The organism is Sanguibacter suaedae (assembly GCF_016342785.1).
GTDB lineage: Bacteria > Actinomycetota > Actinomycetes > Actinomycetales > Cellulomonadaceae > Sanguibacter > Sanguibacter suaedae.
Genome location: NZ_JAEINH010000008.1, coordinates 148,568 through 168,431, shown reverse-complemented (window position 1 = coordinate 168,431; position 19,864 = coordinate 148,568). Strand labels below are relative to the sequence as shown.

The window sequence follows — 19,864 nt, the reverse complement described above, 5'->3', positions numbered from 1 at the left end:
CGCGGCGATGCTCGACACCGCGGCACGGCTCAGCGGGCCCGACCCGCAAGGCCACGTCGCCCGCGGCCTCGGCACGACGCGTCGCGCCGCGCTCGTCGACCTCGTCGTCGCGAGGCTGCAGGACCTCTGGGCCACCGCCACCGCCGACGTCGACCCCGCAGGGATAGCCCTCGCCGCCGTCGGCAGCCTCGGGCGAGGGGACATCGGTCCCACGAGCGACCTCGACCTCCTCGTCGTCCACGACGGACGGTCCCACACCGCCGCCGAGCTCGCCGGCGTCGCCGAGCGCCTCTGGTACCCCATCTGGGACTCCGGCCTCGACCTCGACCACGCCGTCCGGTCGCTCGCCCAGTGCCGCCAGGTCGCGTCGAAGGACCTCCCGGCCGCCGTGGGCATGCTCGACGTCCGACCCGTCGCCGGGGACACCGTCGTCGTCCACCGGGCCACCTCCGCCGTCCTCACGGACTGGCGCTCCGCCGCCCGCCGCAGGCTCCCCGAGCTGCTCGCCTCCACCAGGGCGCGCGCCGAGCGCCACGGCGAGCTCGCGTACCTCATCGAGCCAGACCTCAAGGAGGCCCGTGGCGGCATCCGCGACGCCGTCGTGCTCACGGCGCTCGCGGCCACGTGGCTCACGGACCGTCCCCACGGCGCCGTGGACCGCGCGTACGACCACCTGCTCGACGCGCGCGACGCCGTGCAGCTGATCACCCGCCGGCACACGAACAGGCTCGTGCTCGCCGACCACGACGAGGTGGCCGAGCTGTGCGGCTATCCGGACGCCGACGACTTCCTCGCGAGCCTCGCCGAGGCGGGCCGCGAGATCTCCTACGGGCTCGACACGACGGTGCGGCGCGCCCGTCAGGCGCTCCAGCGACCGCTCGACGTCGCACGACCCTTCATGATCCGCGGTCGACGCGCCGCGCCACGGCTGAGGTCCGTGGGCGACGGGCTCGTCGAGCACGACGGTGAGCTCGTCCTCGCGGTCGCGGCCAACCCCGCCACGGACCCGATGCTCGCGCTCCGGGCGGCGGCGACCGCAGCGAGGACGGGGCTGACCATCTCGCCGGTGTCCGTCGCCAGCCTCGCCCAGTGCGCCCCCCTTCCCGAACCGTGGCCCAGGGCCGCGCGCAGCGCCCTGCTCACGCTCCTCGGGTCCGGGTCCGCGCAGATCCCGGTGTGGGAGGCGCTGGACCTCGCCGGCGTCGTCACGACGTGGATCCCCGAGTGGGCGGGAGTCCGGAACCGCCCGCAGCGTGCCGCGGTGCACCGTCACACGGTCGACCGGCACCTCGTCGAGACGGTTGCACGCGCACGGACCTGGCGCCGCAGCGTCCGGAACCTCGACGTCCTGCTCCTGTCCGCGCTGCTCCACGACATCGGCAAGCGGGCCGGGGCCGAGGACCACTCCACCGCGGGGGCGGCGCTCGTCCCTGCCATCCTCGGACGCATGGGCTTCCCCGCGGACGTCGTCGACGACGTGCGGAGGATGGTCGCCCACCACCTCACGCTGTCGCGTCTCGCGGTGAGCCACGACCCGGAGGACCCGGCGACCGTCGCCGAGCTCGCGGAGGCCGTCGACCACAGACCGGACCTCCTCGAGGTGCTCCGCGCGCTCACGGAGGCCGACGCCTCCTCGCTCGGTCCCACGGCCTGGACGTCCTGGCGAGCGAGGCTGGTGGACGACCTCGTGGCACGCACCACGGAGGCGCTCCCGACCGGGCGGGAGACGGCCGGCACCGGCGACCCGGTAGGCTGACCCCTCAGCCACTTCCAGCGAACGGTGAGGATTGCAACGGTGTTCGCCACCCTGTCGGATCGTCTGACATCCACCTTCAAGAACCTGCGGACCAAGGGCCGTCTCTCCGAGGCGGACATCGACGCGACCGTCCGCGAGATCCGCCGTGCCCTGCTGGACGCCGACGTCGCCGTGCCCGTGGTGCGGGAGTTCACCGGGACGGTCCGTGAGCGGGCCCTGTCCGCCGAGGTCTCCGGGGCGCTCAACCCTGCCCAGCAGGTCGTGAAGATCGTCAACGAGGAGCTCGTCTCGATCCTCGGTGGTGAGAGCCGGCCGCTGACCTTCGCGAAGACGGCGCCCACGGTGATCATGCTCGCGGGTCTCCAGGGGGCGGGGAAGACGACCCTCGCCGGCAAGCTCGCGCTCAGCCTCAAGGAGCAGGGCCACACGCCGCTCCTCGTGGCCGCCGACCTCCAGCGGCCCAACGCCGTGACCCAGCTCAAGGTCGTGGGCGAGCGCGCCGGCGCGCCGGTCTACGCGCCGCACCCCGGCGTCGCGGGCGAGGACGAGGTCCCCACGGGCGACCCGGTCGCCGTCGCGCGGGCCGGCGTCGAGACCGCGCGGTCCCGTCAGCACGACGTCGTCATCATCGACACCGCCGGTCGCCTCGGTGTCGACGCGGAGCTCATGCAGCAGGCCGCCGACATCCGCGACGCGACCTCGCCCGACGAGATCCTCTTCGTCATCGACGCGATGATCGGGCAGGACGCCGTCGCCACGGCCCAGGCCTTCGCCGACGGCGTCGCCTTCACCGGCGTCGTCCTCTCCAAGCTCGACGGTGACGCCCGCGGTGGTGCCGCGCTGTCGGTGGCCCGGGTCACCGGCCGCCCCATCCTCTTCGCGTCGACCGGTGAGAAGCTCACGGACTTCGAGCCGTTCCACCCGGACCGCATGGCGTCCCGCATCCTCGACATGGGTGACGTCCTCACGCTCATCGAGCAGGCCGAGAAGGCGTTCGACGCCGATCAGACCGAGGCCATGGCCGCCAAGATGGCGTCCGGCACCGACTTCACGCTGAGCGACTTCCTCGTCCAGATGCAGCAGATGCGCAGCATGGGCTCCATGAAGAAGATGCTCGGCATGCTCCCGGGCATGGGGCAGATGCGCGAGGCGCTCGAGAACTTCGACGAGCGCGAGGTGGACCGCGTCGAGGCGATCATCCGGTCGATGACCCCGGCCGAGCGCGACAACCCCAAGATCATCAACGGGTCGCGTCGCGCGCGGATCGCCCGTGGGTCCGGGGTGACGACCACGGACGTCAACCAGCTCCTCGAGCGGTTCGCCGGGGCGCAGAAGATGATGCGGCAGATGGCGCGCGGTGGCGGCATGGCCGTCCCGGGCATGGGGAACCTGCCCGGCATGGGCGGCAAGAAGGCTCGCGGGCGTCAGCAGGCCCCGGTGCGGCGCAAGAAGGGTCGTTCCGGGAACCCGGCCAAGCGCGCGGCCGAGCAGAAGGGGGTCGACGGGTCACCGGCGGGCTCGGCGTTCGGCGTCGCCCCGACCGGCGAGAAGGACGGCCCGCTCGAGATCCCCGCAGGCCTGGAGAAGTTCCTCGGCCGCTGAGTCAGGAGGCGCACGCGTGGCACAGGCTCCGGTGATCCACGTCCACGGGACGGTCGTCCTCGGCGACGGCCGGGAGGTCGGCGACGTCTGGGTCGAGGACGGTCGGCTCAGCCTCACCCGCCCGTCGGGGCTCACCGCGGACATGCTGCGCATCGACGGGGTCGCGCTCCCCGGTCTCGTCGACGTCCACTGTCACGTCGGTCTCGGCGCCGACGGGGCAGTCCCGCCGGAGGTGGCCGAGGCGCAGGCGATCGCGGACAGGGACAGCGGGGTGCTGCTCGTCCGGGACGCGGGCTCGCCCGCGGACACCCGGTGGGTGGACGACCGCCCCGACCTGCCACGCCTGCTGCGTGCGGGACGGCACCTGGCACGTCCCAAGCGGTACATCCGCGGCTACGGCGACGAGCTCTCGTCGCCCGCGGACCTGCCGGACGCCGTGGCGCGCGAGGCCGCGCGGGGAGACGGGTGGGTCAAGCTCGTCGGGGACTGGATCGACCGTGAGGCCGGGGATCTCGCCCCGCTGTGGCCGGGGGACGTCCTGGCGGCGGCCGTCGCCCGCGCGCACGACGAGGCCGCGCGCGTGACGGTCCACACGTTCTCCACCGAGGCGGTCGACGACCTCCTCGCGGCGGGGGTCGACTGCATCGAGCACGGGACGGGCCTCACGGCGGACCAGGTCCGGGTCGTCGCCGAGCGAGGGATCCCGGTGACACCCACCCTGCTGCAGGTCGGGCAGTTCGAGGCCATCGCGGCACAGGCGGACGCCCGGTACCCGAGGTTCGCCGCACGGATGCGGTTCCTGCACGCACGCCGGTACGCGCAGGTCGCCGCGTTCCACGAGGCCGGTGTGCGGATCCTCGTCGGCACGGACGCCGGCGGAACCATCGCGCACGGGAGGATCGCGGACGAGTGCGCCGAGCTCGTCGCGGCGGGGGTGCCTGCGCCCGCGGTGGTCGCGGCGGCCTCGTGGGACGCGCGGTCGTACCTGGGGCACGGTGAGCTCGTCGAGGGGGCGTCGGCCGACCTGGTCGTGTACGACGCGGACCCGCGATCCGACATCGACGTCCTCCGGAGCCCTCGGGCCGTCCTCCTCCGGGGAGTGCTCCGCGAGCCCGGACGGTGAGCGCGGTCCCGCTCGCGATGCCTCGTCCGCCCTGTTGGAGGACGTCGCGGCGTCTGGCATAATGGCGTGCTGTACTCGGCGTGCCCGGCCCCTCTCTCCGTGCGCAGTCGTGTCCCGAACCACCCACCCCCCGCGCCCCGCCGGGACGGTGCACGGTTCACCACCTTGAGAACCAGGAGAGACCACCACTGTGGCCACCAAGATTCGTCTGAAGCGTCTCGGCAAGATCCGGGCGCCGTACTACCGTGTCGTCGTCGCCGACTCCCGCACCAAGCGCGACGGTCGCGTGATCGAGGAGATCGGCAAGTACCACCCCACCGAGGAGCCCTCGCTCATCGAGATCACCTCGGAGCGTGCGCAGTACTGGCTCAGCGTCGGCGCGCAGCCGACCGAGCAGGTCCTCGCCCTCCTCAAGGTCACGGGTGACTGGCAGAAGTTCAAGGGCCTCCCCGGTGCTGAGGGAACCCTCCGCACCAAGGAGAACCCCACGGCCGAGTCCGTCGCAGCCGCGGTCGCCGCTGCTGCCGCTGACGCCGAGAAGGTCAAGGCGAAGGCCGCCGAGGCGAAGGCCTCCGCTCCCGCCGAGGCGTCTGAGGCCGAGGCCGCTCCGGAGGAGCAGGCCTGATGTTGGCCGACGCTCTCGAGCACCTGGTGCGCGGCATCGTGGACAACCCCGATGACGTGCAGGTGAACGCCAAGGCCGTGCGCCGTGGCGAGCTCCTCGAGGTCCGGGTGCATCCCGAGGACCTCGGACGGGTGATCGGCCGAGGCGGCCGCACCGCTCGCGCGTTGCGGACCGTCGTCGGCGCGCTCGCCGGGAACGACTCGGTGCGCGTGGACGTGGTCGACGTCGACCGTCGGTGATCCGACGAGCACGACTTGCGAGACCGGGGCCCGGCCGCCGACAGGCGGACCGGGCCCCGGCCCGTTCCGGCACACACCAGGAGGGATGAGCATGGAGCTCGTCGTCGCACGCATCGGACGCGCCCACGGTCTGCGAGGTGAGGTCGGCCTCGAGGTGCGGACCGACGACCCGGAGACCCGGTTCGCACCAGGGGCCACCCTGCGCACCAGGCCGGAGGAGCGCGGCCCGCTCACCGTGAGCCGGGTCCGCGTGCAGAACGGACGATGGGTCGTCGCGTTCGAGGAGATCGAGGACCGCACCGGGGCAGAGGCGGCCCGTGGTCTGGAGCTCGTCGTCGACGCCGACGCCTCGGACGAGGACGACGCCTGGTACCCGCACGAGCTCGAGGGCCTCCGGGCGGAGCTCGAGGACGGGACGACCGTCGGCGAGGTGATCGGCCTCGAGCACCTGCCGGCTCACGACGTGCTCGTCGTCCGGGAGACGGACGGGACGCGGACCCTGGTGCCGTTCGTCCGGGCCATCGTCCCCGTGGTGGACGTCCCGGGCGGCCGCGTCGTCCTCGACCCGCCGGGTGGACTCCTCGCCCGCGACGCGGAGAACATCGAGGTCGTCCTCCCGGAACCGGTCGACGGGACACCGGGCGAGGAGGCCTGACGTGCGCATCGACGTCGTCTCGATCTTCCCCGACTACCTCGGCCCCCTCCAGCTCTCGCTCGTGGGCAAGGCCGTGGCTTCCGGGCAGCTCGACCTCAGGGTCCACGACCTCCGAGGGTGGGCGCACGACAAGCACCGGACCGTCGACGACACGCCGTTCGGTGGTGGCGCGGGCATGGTCATGCGTCCCGACGTCTGGGGTGCCGCTCTCGACGACGTCCTCGTGCCCGGAGGCACGCTCGTCGTCCCCACCCCGTCCGGGGAGAGCTTCACCCAGCGGGTCGCGGAGTCGCTCACCGACTCCACCCAGCTCGTCTTCGCCTGCGGCCGGTACGAGGGCATCGACGCCCGGGTCGCAGAGGTGTACCGCGAGCGCGGAACGGTGGTCCGAGAGCTGTCCATCGGCGACTACGTCCTCAACGGGGGAGAGGTCGCCGCTCTCGTCATGGTGGAGGCCGTCGCCCGGCTCCTGCCGGGCGTCATCGGGAACCCGGAGTCCCTCGTCGAGGAGTCCCACGGCGCCGCGGGTCTCCTCGAGTACCCCGTGTACACGAAGCCCGCCAGCTGGGCGGGTGCCGACGTCCCCGAGATCCTGCTCAGCGGTCACCACGCGCGGATCGCGAGATGGCGCCGTGACCGTGCGCTCGAGCGGACCCTCGATCGGCGACCCGACCTCCTCGCAGCCCTCGAGGACGGGCGGCTCGACCGCGAGGACCGTGCCGTCCTCGACGCGCACCGGATCGTGACGGCGGACGAGACCGTGGGGCAGGCCTAGCGCGCTCTGTGGCACAATGGTCGACTGGTGTGTGCTGGACCGGACGCTGCCACAGGGGTGTCCAACACGGCATCCCCGCCCGTCGGGCGGGACACCGATCATCTGACACTGGAACTGGTGGAGGGCGCTCGCGCGCTTCCCGCCACGAGACGAGCCTGACCTGTGGCAGGCCGGGGAGAAAGACATGCACACGCTCGACAGCGTCGACGCAGCCTCGCTGCGGACCGACATCCCGGAGTTCCGCCCGGGCGACACCATCAAGGTCAACGTCAAGGTCGTCGAGGGCACGCGCTCGCGTGTCCAGGCGTTCCAGGGTGTCGTCATCGCCCGCGTCGGCGGCGGGATCCGCGAGACGTTCACGGTCCGCAAGATCAGCTTCGGTGTCGGTGTGGAGCGCACCTTCCCGCTCCACGTCCCGTCCATCGAGTCCGTCGAGGTCCTGACGCGTGGTGACGTGCGCCGCGCGAAGCTCTACTACCTGCGCAAGCTGCGCGGCAAGAAGGCGAAGATCAAGGAGAAGCGCGAGGCTGTCCCCGCCAAGTGATCTTTCCCCGGCCCGGGTTCTCCTGGTGCCGGGGGTCGATCGCTGCTCCACGAAGGGGGCGACCACCACGGGTGGTCGCCCCCTTCGTCGTCCTCCGCACCGACCTGGTGCGCGCCCGGCGCGACGAGCAGCGCACCCACGCGCGGACACGTTCGATTCGTGGGCCCGGAGGTGGCACAGTATGCGGGTGACCCGTGACGAACCGCCCCAGGCTGCCGCGCCGTCGCGACAGCCGCGCAAGAGCTCCTTCCTCAAGGAGGCGGTGATCATCCTCGTGAGCGCCCTCGTGCTCTCCTGGGTCATCAAGTCGTTCTTCGTGCAGGCGTTCTTCATCCCCAGCGCCTCCATGGAGGACACCCTGGTCGAGGGCGACCGGGTGCTCGTCTCGAAGATGGTCCCCGGGCTGTTCGACGTCCACCGTGGTGACGTCGTGGTCTTCAAGGACCCCGGCACCTGGCTCCGGGGGACGCAGCAGCCCGAGCGCACCGCCCTCCAGCAGGGTGTGTCCGACGTCATGACGTTCGTCGGGCTGCTTCCTCAGGACTCCGGCGAGCACCTCATCAAGCGGGTCGTCGCCGTGGGCGGTGACGAGGTCGCGTGCTGCGACGCCGAGGGTCGTGTCACCGTGAACGGGCAGTCCGTCGACGAGCCGTACCTCAAGCCCGGCGTCGAGCCGTCCGTCCTCGAGTTCGAGCAGATCGTGCCCGACGGTTCGCTGTGGGTGATGGGGGACAACCGGTCGAACTCGACGGACTCGCGGTACAACGCCGCGAGCCCTGGTGGTGGCTTCGTCCCCCTCGACAACGTCGTCGGGACGGCCTTCGTCAAGGTCTGGCCGCTGGACAGGGCCGGATGGCTCAGGAACCCGGGGGAGACGTTCGAGGACGTCCCGGCACCGTGAGCAGGAGGGTGAGCGTCCCTCCCGTGTTCCCCGACCTCACGGAGGAGCGTGTGCTCCTCCAGGGAGGGGCCCGGTTCGTCGCAGGCGTGGACGAGGTCGGGCGTGGTGCCCTGGCCGGTCCGGTGAGCGTCGGCGTGTGCGTGGTCGACGCGTCGACAGGACCGCCACCGGTGGGGCTCACGGACTCCAAGGTGCTCACAGCGCGCGCACGGACGGACCTCGTCCCGCTCGTCCACGGGTGGGCGGTCGCGGTCGCTGTCGGTTCGGCGTCGTCCGAGGAGATCGACGCCTTCGGGATCGTCCGTGCGCTGAGGCTTGCCGGGCAGCGCGCGCTCGTCCGCGTGGCCCACGAGGTCGGACCGGTCGGGACGGTGCTGCTCGACGGGTCGCACGACTGGTTGACGGAGCCGCAGCCCGACCTCCTCGACCTCCTCGACGCAGGGCCGGCCGCCCCGGCCCCCGTCCCCGAGGGCTACTCCGCACCGGCGGTCCGCACCCGGGTCAAGGCGGACCTGTCCTGCGCGTCGGTGGCCGCCGCGAGCGTCGTCGCGAAGTGCACGCGCGACGCGGAGATGACGGACCTCGCGCGTCGTCACCCCGAGTACGGGTGGGTGGGCAACAAGGGGTACGGGTCCCCGCAGCACGTCGCGGCGCTGCGCCAGCACGGACCGAGCCGCCTGCACAGGCTCTCCTGGAACCTGCCGGGATCGGACCGTGCGGCCGTCTCCGTCCCGGATGGTCCATGATGGTGCAGTGAGTGCTGAGGACCTGGAGAACTACGAGACCGACATGGAGCTCGCGCTCTACCGCGAGTACCGGGACGTGGTCGGGCTGTTCGCCTACGTCGTGGAGACCGAGAGGCGCTTCTACCTGGCGAACAAGGTCGACCTGCAGGTGCGCTCCGCCGCCGGCGAGGTCTACTTCGAGGTGAGCCTCGCGGACGCATGGGTGTGGGACGTCTACCGGTCGAAGAGATTCGTGAAGTCCGTCCGGGTGGTGACCTTCAAGGACGTGAACGTCGAGGAGCTCGTCCAGCCAGAGCTGGCGATCTGACACCTGCTCGGCCCTGCCCGGCCCTCGGAGGTCGCCCACAGGTCGAGCTCCGGGGCCCTTGGTCCCCAGTTGCTTCGCGCTCCCGGTCCGGCACCCCGCCCCCGCCCCATGGTTGCGGAGGAGGTGGGACATGTCGAACGACGCCCGGGCCCAGGTGGGCCGGTACGGAGAGAAGATCGCAGCGAGGTTCCTCGCCGACGCGGGATACCTCGTGGTCGACCGCAACTGGCGGGGCACGCGGGGGGAGATCGACCTCGTCGCGCTCGACGGGGACGAGGTCGTCGTCGTCGAGGTCAAGACGCGCAGGGGGCTCGGCTACGGCCATCCCGCGGAAGCGGTGACGCCCGCGAAGCTCGCGAGGCTCCGCCGGCTCGCGGGACAGTGGCTCAGCGAGAGCCGGACGACCGCCGCGTCCGTCCGCATCGACGTCGTCGCCGTGGTGCTCCCGCGGGCCGGTGCCGCGACGGTCGAGCACCTGCGAGGAGTGAGCTGATGGCGCTCGGACGCACGCTGTCCGTGTGCCTCGTCGGGCTGCGGGGCCACGTCGTCGAGGTCGAGGCCCACCTCGCGGCCTCCGTGCCCGGCTTCACCCTCGTCGGTCTTCCGGACGCCTCGCTCGCCGAAGCGCGCGACCGGGTCCGGGCGGCGATCTCGTCGTCGGGCCTCGTGCTCCCGCAGCGCAAGGTCACCGTGAACCTCTCGCCCGCGTCCCTGCCCAAGGCGGGCTCCGGGTTCGATCTCGCGATCGCCGTCGCGATGCTCGCCGGTGCGGGCCTCGTGGACGGCTCCGCACCAGGACGGACGGTGCACCTCGGCGAGCTCGGGCTCGACGGACGCGTGCACCCCGTCAGGGGTGTGCTCCCCGCCGTCGTCGCGGCCGTCCGGGCCGGCGTCGAGACCGTGGTCGTCCCCGAGGCGGACGTCGCGGAAGCGCGTCTGGTGCCCGGTGTCAGCGTCCGCGGGGTGGCGTCGCTCGCGGCGCTCGCCGCGGACTACGGGGCGGACCTCCGCGTCCCGGACCTCCCGAGGGTCGACGTCCGGCGCGTCGACCCGGTGCGCGACCGCGGGGCCGACCCGGACCTGCGTGACGTCGTGGGCCAGATGGCCGCTCGTGCCGCGCTCGAGGTCGCCGCGGCCGGCGGGCACCACCTGCTCATGGTCGGGCCGCCTGGGACGGGGAAGACGATGCTCGCGTCCCGCCTCCCCGGTCTCCTGCCCGACCTCACAAACGAGGAGGCCGTCGAGGTGACCTCGGTCCACTCGGTCGCCGGCACCTTCGACCCGTCGGCAGGCCTCCTCGTGCGCCCGCCCTTCGAGGACCCGCACCACACGTCGACGCCCGCCGCCGTCGTCGGAGGCGGGTCCGGGAGCCCACGCCCTGGTGCGGCCTCCCGCGCCCACCGAGGGGTCCTCTTCATGGACGAGGCCCCGGAGTTCTCGCCCCGGGTCCTGCAGACGCTGCGGCAGCCGCTGGAGCACGGGGAGCTCGTCATCCAGCGTGCAGCCGGGAGCGCGCGGTACCCGGCGCGCTTCCAGCTCGTCATGGCGGCCAACCCGTGTCCGTGCGGTCTCGCCATCGGCAAGGGGCTCGAGTGCACCTGTTCCGCGCTCGCCCGGAGACGGTACTTCGCGCGCCTGTCCGGTCCTCTGCTCGACCGGGTGGACCTCCAGGTCGAGGTGCACCCGGTGACGAGGCTCGACGTGGCGAGCGACGACCGGGGGGAGGGGACGGCGACCGTCGCCCGCCGGGTGGGGGTCGCGCGAGCCGCGGCACGGGAACGGCTCGCAGGGACTCCCTGGTCCACGAACAGCGAGGTCCCCGGAACCTGGCTGCGCGAGCGCCTGGGACCGGACCGGTCCCTCCTCGGGGACGTCGACCGTGCCCTCGACCGCGGAGCTCTCACGCTGCGCGGAGCCGACCGCGTCCTGCGTGTGGCATGGACGCTCGCCGACCTGGAGGGACGAGCCGCGCCCGCCCCCGAGGACGTCGGGCGCGCGCTCCTCCTGCGGACGCGCGGGGCCGGCGCATGAGCGGGCGCGCACGAGCCGCGGGGTCCGAGGTGCTCGCGCGTGCTGCGTGGAGCCGTCTCGCAGAGCCCGCTGATGTGACGGCCGGCGCGCTCGTCGCCATCCTGGGGGCCGTCGAGGCCCTGGCGTGGCTCACGACGGCTGCGGACGGTGATCTCGACCACCACGTCGCCGCCCTCGCCGCCGAGCGCTCGCTCGACGCGACCACCGCCCGTCGTGTGCGGCGGGGCGTGGACCGGTGGCGTCCGCGTCTCGACGGGCTGGAACCGGCTCGGGACCTCGACGCCCTCGACCGCATGGGAGGTGTCCTCGTCGTCCCCGGGGACGATGGCTGGCCGACGTCCCTCGACGTCCTCGGGGCGGGTGCACCGTTCTGCCTGTGGGTGCGAGGCGCACCGTCTCCCGCGGACGTCCTCGCGCGCTCGGTGTCGCTCGTCGGGGCCCGGGCGAGCACGGGGTACGGCGACCGGGTGGCCGGGGAGCTCGCCGCCGGTCTCGCCGCGCACGGCTTCACCACCGTCTCGGGCGGTGCGTACGGGATCGATGCCGCAGCCCACCGTGGGGCGGTCACGGTCGGCGGGGCCACGGTGGCCTTCCTGGCGGGCGGCGTGGACCGGCTCTACCCCGCGGGCAACAGCGATCTCCTCCTTGCGATGGTGGAGAGAGGCGGGCTGGTCCTCAGCGAGGTCCCTCCGGGGTCCGTCCCGAGCCGTGTCCGGTTCCTGCGGCGCAACCGGCTCATCGCTGCCGCGGGGGCTGCGACCGTCGTCGTCGAGGCCGCGTGGCGCTCGGGGTCGTTGTCGACGGCTGCTGTCGCCGTGGATCTGCTCCGGCCCGTCGGTGCGGTGCCTGGTCCCGTGACGTCGATGGCCTCGGCAGGCTGTCATCGCCTACTCCGGGAGGGGAGGGCCGTGTGCGTGACGGACGCGGAGGAGGTGCGTGAGCTCGCCGGAGGGCTGGCCGACGATGGAGCGGGGGTGCGCGCGGCGGAGGACGCCCGGGACGCCGTCCACCGTGGGCCGCTCGACAGCCTCGACGGGCCCGCCAGGCAGGTCTTCGACGCACTCCCGCTCTCCGGGGGCAGCCGGCCCGAGGACCTCGTCCGCGGTGCCGGCGTCGACGAAGGGCTCGTCCTGTCCGCGCTCGGGAGGCTCGAGCTGCTCGGGCTCGCCGCCCGGACGCCGGGCGGGTGGGTGAAGCGCCGGGCATGAAATCGATTATCATGGCGTGCGGCGCGGGGTGAAGTTTGTTCGGGCGCCTTTCTATTCCCTAGGGCAATGCGTGTCAACGATGCAGTTAACAGACATTCCGACCGACTGCCGGTATGTGAACCGTCTTGAATCCTCCGACGGGAAGCGCCACCGTATTGGCATGCACCCGTACGCGCAGACCCCGGCACGAGGGGACCAGCCCGAGGTCCTCGCGGACTTCACGACGCACCTCAGTGCGCAACGAGGGCTGTCGGCGCACACGGTGCGCGCCTACAGGTCGGACCTCGAGCAGCTCCTGACGTTCGCCCGGGAGCGTGGTGTGGACTCGTACGCCGACATCGATCTCGAGCTGCTCCGTGGCTGGCTCGCCCAGATGGCAGCACGTCAGCTGTCCCGGTCGACCGTCGCGCGCAGAGGCGCAGCCGTGCGGACGTTCTTCGACTGGGCGTCCCGGACCGGCCGGATGACCGAGGACCCCTCCGCGCGTCTCGCCAGCCCCCGGATGCACCGCACCCTGCCGACCGTCCTGGCCGTCAACAGCGCTGCAGCCCTCATGGACGCGGCACGTGACATCGCCGAGGCAGGCGCCCCGGGCGACCTGCGGACCTGGGCGTGCGTGGAGCTGCTCTACGCCACGGGAGCACGTGTCGGCGAGATCGTCGAGCTCGACATCGCGGACGTCGATCTCGACGAGCGCACCGTCCGTGTCATCGGGAAGGGCGACAAAGAACGCGTCGTACCGTTCGGTGTGCCTGCGGCGCGCGCGGTCGAGCGCTGGCTCGCCGACGGGCGCCCCGCGCTCGCGGGCCAGAGCCGGACCGAGGCGCTCCTCGTGGGCCAGCGCGGGCAGCGCTGGGGTCAGCGGCAGGTCCGGGACGCGGTGCACCGCCTCTCGGCGATCGCCGGGGTCGACGACGTCGCTCCGCACGACCTCAGGCACAGCGCCGCCACCCACCTCCTCCAGGGCGGCTCGGACCTGCGCACCGTCCAGGAGGTCCTGGGCCACGCCACGCTCGCCACGACCCAGCGGTACACCCACGTGTCCGCCGAACGCCTGCGGTCGTCCTACCAGCTCGCCCACCCACGCGCATGAGGGACCCCGAGGCCATCCTGCCGATGGAACGCTCCCCGGTGCCCGTCGGTACCGCGCACGGGCCTACGAGCGCGCGGCCTGCTGCACGGTCGGGTCTCCTCCACGCACGGCTGGACTCCGTCGCCCGTCCGGCGTCGCCGCCGCCCGGGAGCCCGTCCGGCCGTGTCGAGCCAGAGGTCTGCATCGCGGACGTCTGGGAGCATTACAAGCGCACCGGCGCACCGGCGCTGCGGGAGCAGCTGATCCTCCACTACGCGCCGCTCGTCGCGATGGTGGCCTCTCGTGTCGGGATGCGCCTGCCGAGCTCGGTCGAGCACGCGGACCTCGTCTCGTACGGCATGTTCGGTCTCATCGACGCCATCGAGAAGTTCGAGACGGGGCGCGACGTCAAGTTCGAGACGTACGCGGGATCGCGGGTGCGGGGCGCGATCCTCGACGAGCTCCGTGCGGTCGACTGGATCCCCCGGTCCGTCCGGAGCAAGGCCCGGTCGGTCGACCGCGCCTACGCAGAGCTCGAGGCGGAGCTCCACCGCGCTCCGAGCGACGACGAGCTCGCCTCTCGCATGGAGATCTCGGTCGCCGAGCTCCGGGGGATCCAGAACCAGGTGTCGAACGTCAACCTCGTCGCGCTCGACGAGGTGATCGGCGAGGGCGACCGGGTCGACCAGGTGAGCGCCCAGGAGAGCGTCCAGCGGGAGAAGGGACACGACCCGGCGCGGACCTTCGAGGCGAAGGAGACGAAGTTCCTCCTCTCGCAGGCGATGGACCAGCTCGGGGAGCGGGAGAAGGTCATGCTCGTCCTCTACTACTACGAGGGGATGACACTGGCCGAGATCGGCCGGGTCCTCGGGGTGACGGAGTCGCGGATCTCCCAGATGCACACCGCTGCGATGGGTCGCCTGCGGGCGCGGCTCACGTCGAGCGAGCACGCCTGAGCCTCATCGGTCGGGGAGCAGCACGACAGGCTCGACGAGGCCGAGGAGAGTCAGCGGGTCGACGTACTCGTCCCCGCGCCGCACCCCCCAGTGGACGCAGGTCCTCGGGGGGCAGTGGGCGATCCCGGGGGACGTCGTCCCCACGACGTCGCCCTGGACGACGGTGCTGCCCGGTGTCAGCCGGGTCTCCACCGGCTCGAGCGTCGAGCGCAGCCCGTCCGGGTGCGTGATGACCAGCAGCGGTCTGTCGACGACGAAGCCCACATAGGACACCACCCCGTCCTGCGGGGCCAGGACGTCCGCCCCGGAGGGGTGGGCCAGGTCGACGCCTCGATGGCCCGGTGACCACCGTTCGGCCGGAGCCTCGAACGGTGCGACGAGGAGGCCGGACGCGCGGAGGTCCGACATGGAGCGGATGCCTGCACCGGTGGGCAGGGGGAGCGAGTACCCGGAGGACGGACCGGCGGACCGGCCCGCGGGCGGTTCCGCGCGTGCCGTCACCTGTGACACGAGGAGGGCCGTGGCGAGCAGGAGGGTCGCGAGCAGCGAGCTGCGCCGCACGCCGTGACCTGCGTCGCGTGTGGGCGACGTGCCGTGAGGTGTCATGGTGGGACCCTGGCCTCCCGAACTGGAGCGAGCTCGGGGACACGTGGCGAGCTGTGGACGAGCGACGAGGTCCACAGGCCGTGGCGCGCGTCCTGGTGAGGCCGAGGGTGGACGTCGGGTAGACTGATGGACGCGATCGACGTCTTTGTGCTGCCCGCCCGCTCTCGTCGCGGAGGGGAAATGCTGCACAGGGGTGTCGACCGACTTCACGCACCAGGAGACCGGCTCGCCGGTCCGGTGCCTCGACAACGGTCCGGGTTCGCCCGGCGTCGAGGCCCGTGGTGCTAGGGACGCGCTCCGCCCGGCGCGCGTCGGCAAAACCGGAATGCGGTCGACAGGCCGCCGAACGAGCGTGCGTGCACCGACGAGCGTCGGGTGCGCACCGGAAGGATGTGCCATGGCCGTCGTGACCATGCGCCAGCTCCTCGAGAGCGGTGTCCACTTCGGACACCAGACCCGTCGTTGGAACCCGAAGATGAAGCGGTTCATCTTCACGGAGCGCAACGGCATCTACATCGTCGACCTCCAGCAGTCGCTGTCCTACATCGACCGCGCCTACGAGTTCGTCCGCGAGACCGTGGCCCACGGTGGGTCGATCCTCTTCGTCGGCACCAAGAAGCAGGCGCAGGAGCCCGTGGCGGAGCAGGCGGCCCGCGTCGGCATGCCGTACGTCAACCACCGCTGGCTCGGTGGCATGCTCACCAACTTCCAGACGGTGAACAAGCGGCTCCAGCGCCTCAAGGAGCTCGAGCAGGTCGACTTCGACGACGTCGCAGGCAGCGCCTTCACCAAGAAGGAGCTCCTCATCATGCGTCGCGAGCGCGACAAGCTCGCCCGCACGCTCGGCGGTATCCGCGACATGTCGAAGGTCCCCTCGGCCGTGTGGATCGTCGACACGAACAAGGAGCACCTCGCGGTCGACGAGGCGCGCAAGCTGCGGATCCCGATCGTCGCGATCCTCGACACCAACTGCGACCCCGACGTCGTGGACTACAAGATCCCGGGCAACGACGACGCCATCCGCGCCGTCGCGCTCCTCACGCGTGTGATCGCCGACGCGGTCGCCGAGGGCCTCATCCAGCGTCACGCGGGCAAGTCCGGCTCGGAGGCTCCTGCCGACGCCGAGCCCCTCGCCGAGTGGGAGCGCGAGCTGCTCGCCGGGTCCGAGACGCCCGCCACCGACGCGGCCGCACCCGCGACGACCCAGGCCGCCCCGGCCGACGCGACGCCCGCGGCCGAGGAGGCCGTGCCCGCGGACGCTGCCCCCGCCGACGCTGCTCCCGTCGAGGACGGCACGCCCGTGGCCGAGGCCGCGACCGAGACGCCTGCCCCCGAGGCCGAGTCCAAGTAATCGACGAGCCGGGGGGGCGGCCCGCGGGCCCCCCGCGCCCCCCGCCCCCCCCCGCGGCCCTTCCCCACTCAGGCGGGGGGGGGGGGGCCCCCCCCGCCCCCCCCCGGCTCCTCGTCCCGCCACCTCACCCAAAGGACACACACATGGCGAACTACACAGCTGCGGACATCAAGGCTCTGCGTGAGCGCACCGGCGCGGGCATGCTCGACGTCAAGAAGGCTCTCGACGAGGCGGACGGCGACGCCGAGAAGGCGCTCGAGATCATCCGCGTCAAGGGCCTCAAGGGCGTCAGCAAGCGCGAGGGGCGCTCCACCTCCGAGGGCCTCGTCGCCCTCGCCGTCACCGACGGTGACGCGGGCGAGGTCGGCACGCTCATCGAGCTCAACTCCGAGACCGACTTCGTGGCCAAGAGCGAGAACTTCGTCTCCCTCGCGGAGCGCGTGCTCGCCGCCGTCGTCGCCAGCGGGCTCACGGACGTCGACGAGGCGCTCGCCGCCGAGGTCGACGGGGAGTCGCTCAAGACGCTCATCGACAACACGGCGGCCACGCTCGGCGAGAAGATCGTCCTGCGTCGTGTCGCCCGCGTCACCGGTGCCAAGGTCACGAGCTACCTCCACCGCACCAGCAAGGACCTGCCGCCGTCGATCGGTGTGCTCGTGGCGACCGACGAGGCCGGCGCAGCCGTCGCCAAGGACGTCGCGCAGCACATCGCCGCGCTGTCGCCGTCCTACCTCACCCGGGATGACGTCCCGGCAGAGACGGTCGCCAGCGAGCGTCGTATCGCCGAGGAGACCTCGCGGAACGAGGGCAAGCCCGAGGCTGCGCTCCCGAAGATCATCGAGGGACGCCTCAACGGCTTCTTCAAGGACGTCGTGCTCCTCGACCAGCCGCTGGCCAAGGACCCGAAGAAGACGGTCTCGCAGGTCGTCACGGAGGCCGGTGGCTCCATCGCGGAGTTCGTGCGCTTCCGCGTCGGCGCCTGACCGGAGCCGACTACGCCCGGTCCGCAGCTCGCTGCGGACCGGGCTCTGCGTACACGGAGGCGGCACCACAGAGGGCTGCCCAGGCGGGGATGGTGGACTGGTGAGTGACTTCAGGACTGTGGAGGACGGGCGCGTGAGACCCGTGGGCCAGGGGGGCGACGCCCGACGTGTGCTTCTCAAGCTCTCGGGCGAGGCCTTCGGCGGCGGGCAGATCGGGCTCGCGTCGGACGTGGTCCGACGGGTCGCGGCCGAGATCGCCGACGCCGTGGCAGCAGGGGTCCAGGTCGCGATCGTCGTCGGCGGGGGCAACTTCTTCCGCGGCGCCGAGCTGTCCCAGCAGGGGCTGGACCGTGCGCGTGCCGACTACATGGGCATGCTCGGAACGGTGATGAACTGCCTCGCGCTGCAGGACTTCCTCGAGCAGGCCGGGGTGAGCACGAGGGTCCAGACCGCGATCGCCATGGGCCAGGTCGCCGAGCCCTACATCCCGCTGCGCGCCATCCGGCACCTCGAGAAGGGGCGAGTCGTGATCTTCGGTGCCGGTGCGGGGCTGCCGTACTTCTCCACCGACACGGTCGCCGCCCAGCGGGCGCTCGAGACGCACTGCGACGAGGTGCTCATGGGCAAGAACGGCGTCGACGGTGTCTACACGGCCGATCCACGGACCGATCCCGGAGCCGTCCGGCTCGACTCGCTCACCTACACCGACGCCCTCGTCAAGGACCTCGCCGTCATGGACGCCACCGCGCTGAGCCTCTGCCGGGACAACGACGTGCACATGCGCGTCTTCGGCATGGACGTGCCGGGGAATGTCACGCGGGTGCTCCTGGGTGAGAAGATCGGCACGCTGGTCACCGCAGGCTGAGTGACCGCAGGGCGCAGCCCGCCAGAGCCACCGCCCCGCGCTGATCGTGCGGCGGCCAACCGTACGAAGGAGAACACGGTGATCGACGAGACGCTCCTCGAGGCCGAGGACAAGATGGACAAGGCGATCGAGGTCGCCAAGGACGACTTCGCGACGATCCGGACCGGGCGGGCGAACCCCGCCATGTTCTCCAAGATCGTCGTGGAGTACTACGGGGCGCCCACGCCGCTCCAGCAGCTCGCGTCCTTCAACACCCCCGAGGCGCGGACCATCCTCGTCTCGCCGTTCGACAAGAGCGCCCTCCCCGCCATCGAGCGTGCCCTGCGGGACTCGGACCTCGGGGTGAACCCGTCCAACGACGGCAACGTCATCCGGATCGTGCTGCCCGTGCTCACCGAGGACCGTCGCAAGGAGTACGTCAAGCTCGCCCGCACCAAGGCCGAGGACGCCCGCGTCTCCATCCGTGGGGTGCGTCGTAAGGCGAAGGAGGCCCTCGACCGGCTCGTCAAGGACGGCGAGTCCGGCGAGGACGAGGGGGCACGTGCGGAGAAGGAGCTCGAGGCGATCACCAAGCGCCACGTCGACGCCGTCGACGTGCTCCTGTCGCACAAGGAAGCAGAGCTGCTCGAGGTCTGATGACGGACTCAGCCCTGGCCGGGCAGGCCCCAGGCGAGCCGCGTGCTGGTCGCAACCTTCCGGTCGCGATCCTCGTCGGTCTCGCTCTCCTCGCGGCGGTCGGCGGATCGTTGTACTTCCGCAAGGAGGTCTTCATCGGCTTCGCCGTGCTCGCCATCGGCGCGGCGCTCTGGGAGCTGTCGAGGGCGCTGCGCCGGCGCGACGTGCACCTCCCGCTCCTCCCGTTGTGGGTCGGCACCGCCGGGATGCTCATCTCGACCTACACGGCCGGCGCCGAGGCGCTCATGGTGTCGTTCGTGCTCACCGTCGCAGGGATGGTGGTCTGGCGCGTCGTCGACGGCGGCGGGATCGCAGCCGTCCGGGACGCGTCGGCGGGAGTGTTCGCCGCCTCGTACCTGCCGCTCATGGCCGGTTTCGTGATGCTCATGCTCCGTGAGGACAACGGCCGGGAGCAGGTGCTCATCTTCATCCTCCTCGCGGTCGCGAGCGACGTCGGCGGGTACTTCGCGGGCGTCCTCTTCGGAAGGCATCCGCTCGCCCCGTCGGTGAGTCCCAAGAAGAGCTGGGAGGGCCTCGGCGGGTCCTTCGTGCTCGCTCTGGCCGTCGGCGTCGTCGTCTCGGTCCTCGTGCTGGAGATCAACCCGGTCATCGGGATCACCCTGGGTTTCCTCTCGCCCCTGACCGCGACCCTCGGGGACCTCGCGGAGTCGCTGGTGAAGCGGGACCTAGAATTGAAGGACATGGGCTCCCTGCTCCCCGGCCACGGGGGTGTGCTCGACCGGCTGGACTCGATGCTCCTCACGGCACCGTTCGTCTACCTCCTCCTGTCGGTCGCCCCCGACATCCCGGCATGACGCCCTGACACCGCAACTGACTGGACTGT

22 protein-coding genes are annotated in these 19,864 nt (G+C 72.0%); 21 read left to right on the top strand and 1 reads right to left on the bottom strand.

The genetic code is table 11. The features are described 5' to 3' along the window. From JAV76_RS11155 to whiG, 16 genes are all read left to right on the top strand, one after another. The coding region (locus tag JAV76_RS11155; protein ID WP_198734125.1) for a [protein-PII] uridylyltransferase at positions 1-1,756 on the top strand (1,756 nt) is incomplete at its 5' end. Between the two features lie 39 nt (positions 1,757-1,795). After that, a complete protein-coding gene (gene ffh / locus JAV76_RS11150) occupies positions 1,796-3,358 on the top strand; it encodes a signal recognition particle protein (protein WP_198734124.1) in 1,563 nt (520 codons plus the stop codon). Between the two features lie 16 nt (positions 3,359-3,374). Further along, on the top strand, positions 3,375-4,481 hold the full coding sequence (locus JAV76_RS11145) for an amidohydrolase family protein (RefSeq protein ID WP_307844167.1): 1,107 nt from the start codon (positions 3,375-3,377) through the stop codon (positions 4,479-4,481). Between the two features lie 190 nt (positions 4,482-4,671). Then, positions 4,672-5,106, top strand: a complete 435-nt coding sequence (gene rpsP, locus JAV76_RS11140) for a 30S ribosomal protein S16 (protein WP_198734123.1) — start codon at positions 4,672-4,674, stop codon at positions 5,104-5,106. Then, positions 5,106-5,345 carry an RNA-binding protein gene (locus JAV76_RS11135; protein WP_198734122.1) on the top strand — a complete coding sequence of 80 codons (240 nt, stop codon included), beginning with the start codon at positions 5,106-5,108 and terminating at the stop codon, positions 5,343-5,345. The genes rpsP and JAV76_RS11135 overlap by 1 nt, the downstream gene beginning before the upstream one ends. A 91-nt stretch (positions 5,346-5,436) precedes the next feature. Then, positions 5,437-6,000, top strand: a complete 564-nt coding sequence (rimM, locus tag JAV76_RS11130) for a ribosome maturation factor RimM (protein WP_198734139.1) — start codon at positions 5,437-5,439, stop codon at positions 5,998-6,000. 1 nt (position 6,001) lies between these two features. Further along, positions 6,002-6,775: a tRNA (guanosine(37)-N1)-methyltransferase TrmD gene (gene trmD, locus JAV76_RS11125; RefSeq protein WP_198734121.1), complete on the top strand. Its 774-nt coding sequence runs from the start codon at positions 6,002-6,004 to the stop codon at positions 6,773-6,775. 184 nt (positions 6,776-6,959) lie between these two features. Then, entirely contained in the window at positions 6,960-7,319 is a 360-nt protein-coding gene (gene rplS / locus JAV76_RS11120) for a 50S ribosomal protein L19 (protein ID WP_198734120.1), read from the top strand. Positions 7,320-7,500: 181 nt separating this feature from the next. Next, the gene (gene lepB, locus JAV76_RS11115) at positions 7,501-8,220 is read left to right on the top strand and encodes a signal peptidase I (protein ID WP_198734119.1); all 720 of its coding nucleotides are present in this window, start codon (positions 7,501-7,503) and stop codon (positions 8,218-8,220) included. A gap of 8 nt (positions 8,221-8,228) precedes the next feature. Beyond that, on the top strand, positions 8,229-8,966 hold the full coding sequence (rnhB, locus tag JAV76_RS11110; RefSeq protein ID WP_307844166.1) for a ribonuclease HII: 738 nt from the start codon (positions 8,229-8,231) through the stop codon (positions 8,964-8,966). 7 nt (positions 8,967-8,973) lie between these two features. Next, a complete protein-coding gene (locus JAV76_RS11105) occupies positions 8,974-9,273 on the top strand; it encodes a DUF2469 domain-containing protein (protein WP_198734117.1) in 300 nt (99 codons plus the stop codon). A gap of 130 nt (positions 9,274-9,403) precedes the next feature. Next, positions 9,404-9,766: a YraN family protein gene (locus JAV76_RS11100; RefSeq protein ID WP_198734116.1), complete on the top strand. Its 363-nt coding sequence runs from the start codon at positions 9,404-9,406 to the stop codon at positions 9,764-9,766. Next, entirely contained in the window at positions 9,766-11,304 is a 1,539-nt protein-coding gene (locus JAV76_RS11095) for a YifB family Mg chelatase-like AAA ATPase (RefSeq protein WP_198734115.1), read from the top strand. Before JAV76_RS11100 ends, JAV76_RS11095 begins: the two co-directional genes overlap by 1 nt. Further along, positions 11,301-12,512 carry a DNA-processing protein DprA gene (dprA, locus tag JAV76_RS11090; protein WP_198734114.1) on the top strand — a complete coding sequence of 404 codons (1,212 nt, stop codon included), beginning with the start codon at positions 11,301-11,303 and terminating at the stop codon, positions 12,510-12,512. Before JAV76_RS11095 ends, dprA begins: the two co-directional genes overlap by 4 nt. A gap of 160 nt (positions 12,513-12,672) precedes the next feature. Then, a complete protein-coding gene (locus JAV76_RS11085) occupies positions 12,673-13,605 on the top strand; it encodes a tyrosine recombinase XerC (RefSeq protein ID WP_198734113.1) in 933 nt (310 codons plus the stop codon). Further along, entirely contained in the window at positions 13,602-14,540 is a 939-nt protein-coding gene (gene whiG / locus JAV76_RS11080) for an RNA polymerase sigma factor WhiG (protein WP_198734112.1), read from the top strand. The genes JAV76_RS11085 and whiG overlap by 4 nt, the downstream gene beginning before the upstream one ends. Positions 14,541-14,543: 3 nt before the next feature. Here whiG and JAV76_RS11075 read toward each other — a convergent pair whose 3' ends face one another. Next, a complete protein-coding gene (locus tag JAV76_RS11075) occupies positions 14,544-15,146 on the bottom strand; it encodes a M23 family metallopeptidase (RefSeq protein WP_230402170.1) in 603 nt (200 codons plus the stop codon). 397 nt (positions 15,147-15,543) lie between these two features. On the opposite strand from JAV76_RS11075, the gene rpsB reads away from it, so the two are divergent. The 5 genes from rpsB (at position 15,544) to JAV76_RS11050 (ending at position 19,835) form a co-directional block, all read left to right on the top strand. Beyond that, positions 15,544-16,497 (top strand): 30S ribosomal protein S2, encoded by a 954-nt coding sequence (gene rpsB / locus JAV76_RS11070; protein ID WP_198734111.1) that lies wholly within the window; start codon positions 15,544-15,546, stop codon positions 16,495-16,497. Between the two features lie 143 nt (positions 16,498-16,640). After that, the gene (tsf, locus tag JAV76_RS11065) at positions 16,641-17,480 is read left to right on the top strand and encodes a translation elongation factor Ts (protein ID WP_198734110.1); all 840 of its coding nucleotides are present in this window, start codon (positions 16,641-16,643) and stop codon (positions 17,478-17,480) included. Positions 17,481-17,613: 133 nt separating this feature from the next. Next, the gene (gene pyrH / locus JAV76_RS11060; protein ID WP_307844165.1) at positions 17,614-18,345 is read left to right on the top strand and encodes a UMP kinase; all 732 of its coding nucleotides are present in this window, start codon (positions 17,614-17,616) and stop codon (positions 18,343-18,345) included. Between the two features lie 78 nt (positions 18,346-18,423). Next, on the top strand, positions 18,424-18,981 hold the full coding sequence (gene frr / locus JAV76_RS11055; protein ID WP_198734109.1) for a ribosome recycling factor: 558 nt from the start codon (positions 18,424-18,426) through the stop codon (positions 18,979-18,981). Beyond that, complete coding sequence (locus tag JAV76_RS11050; protein WP_198734108.1) at positions 18,981-19,835, top strand: phosphatidate cytidylyltransferase; 855 nt, start codon at positions 18,981-18,983, stop codon at positions 19,833-19,835. Before frr ends, JAV76_RS11050 begins: the two co-directional genes overlap by 1 nt. Positions 19,836-19,864 lie beyond the last annotated feature (29 nt).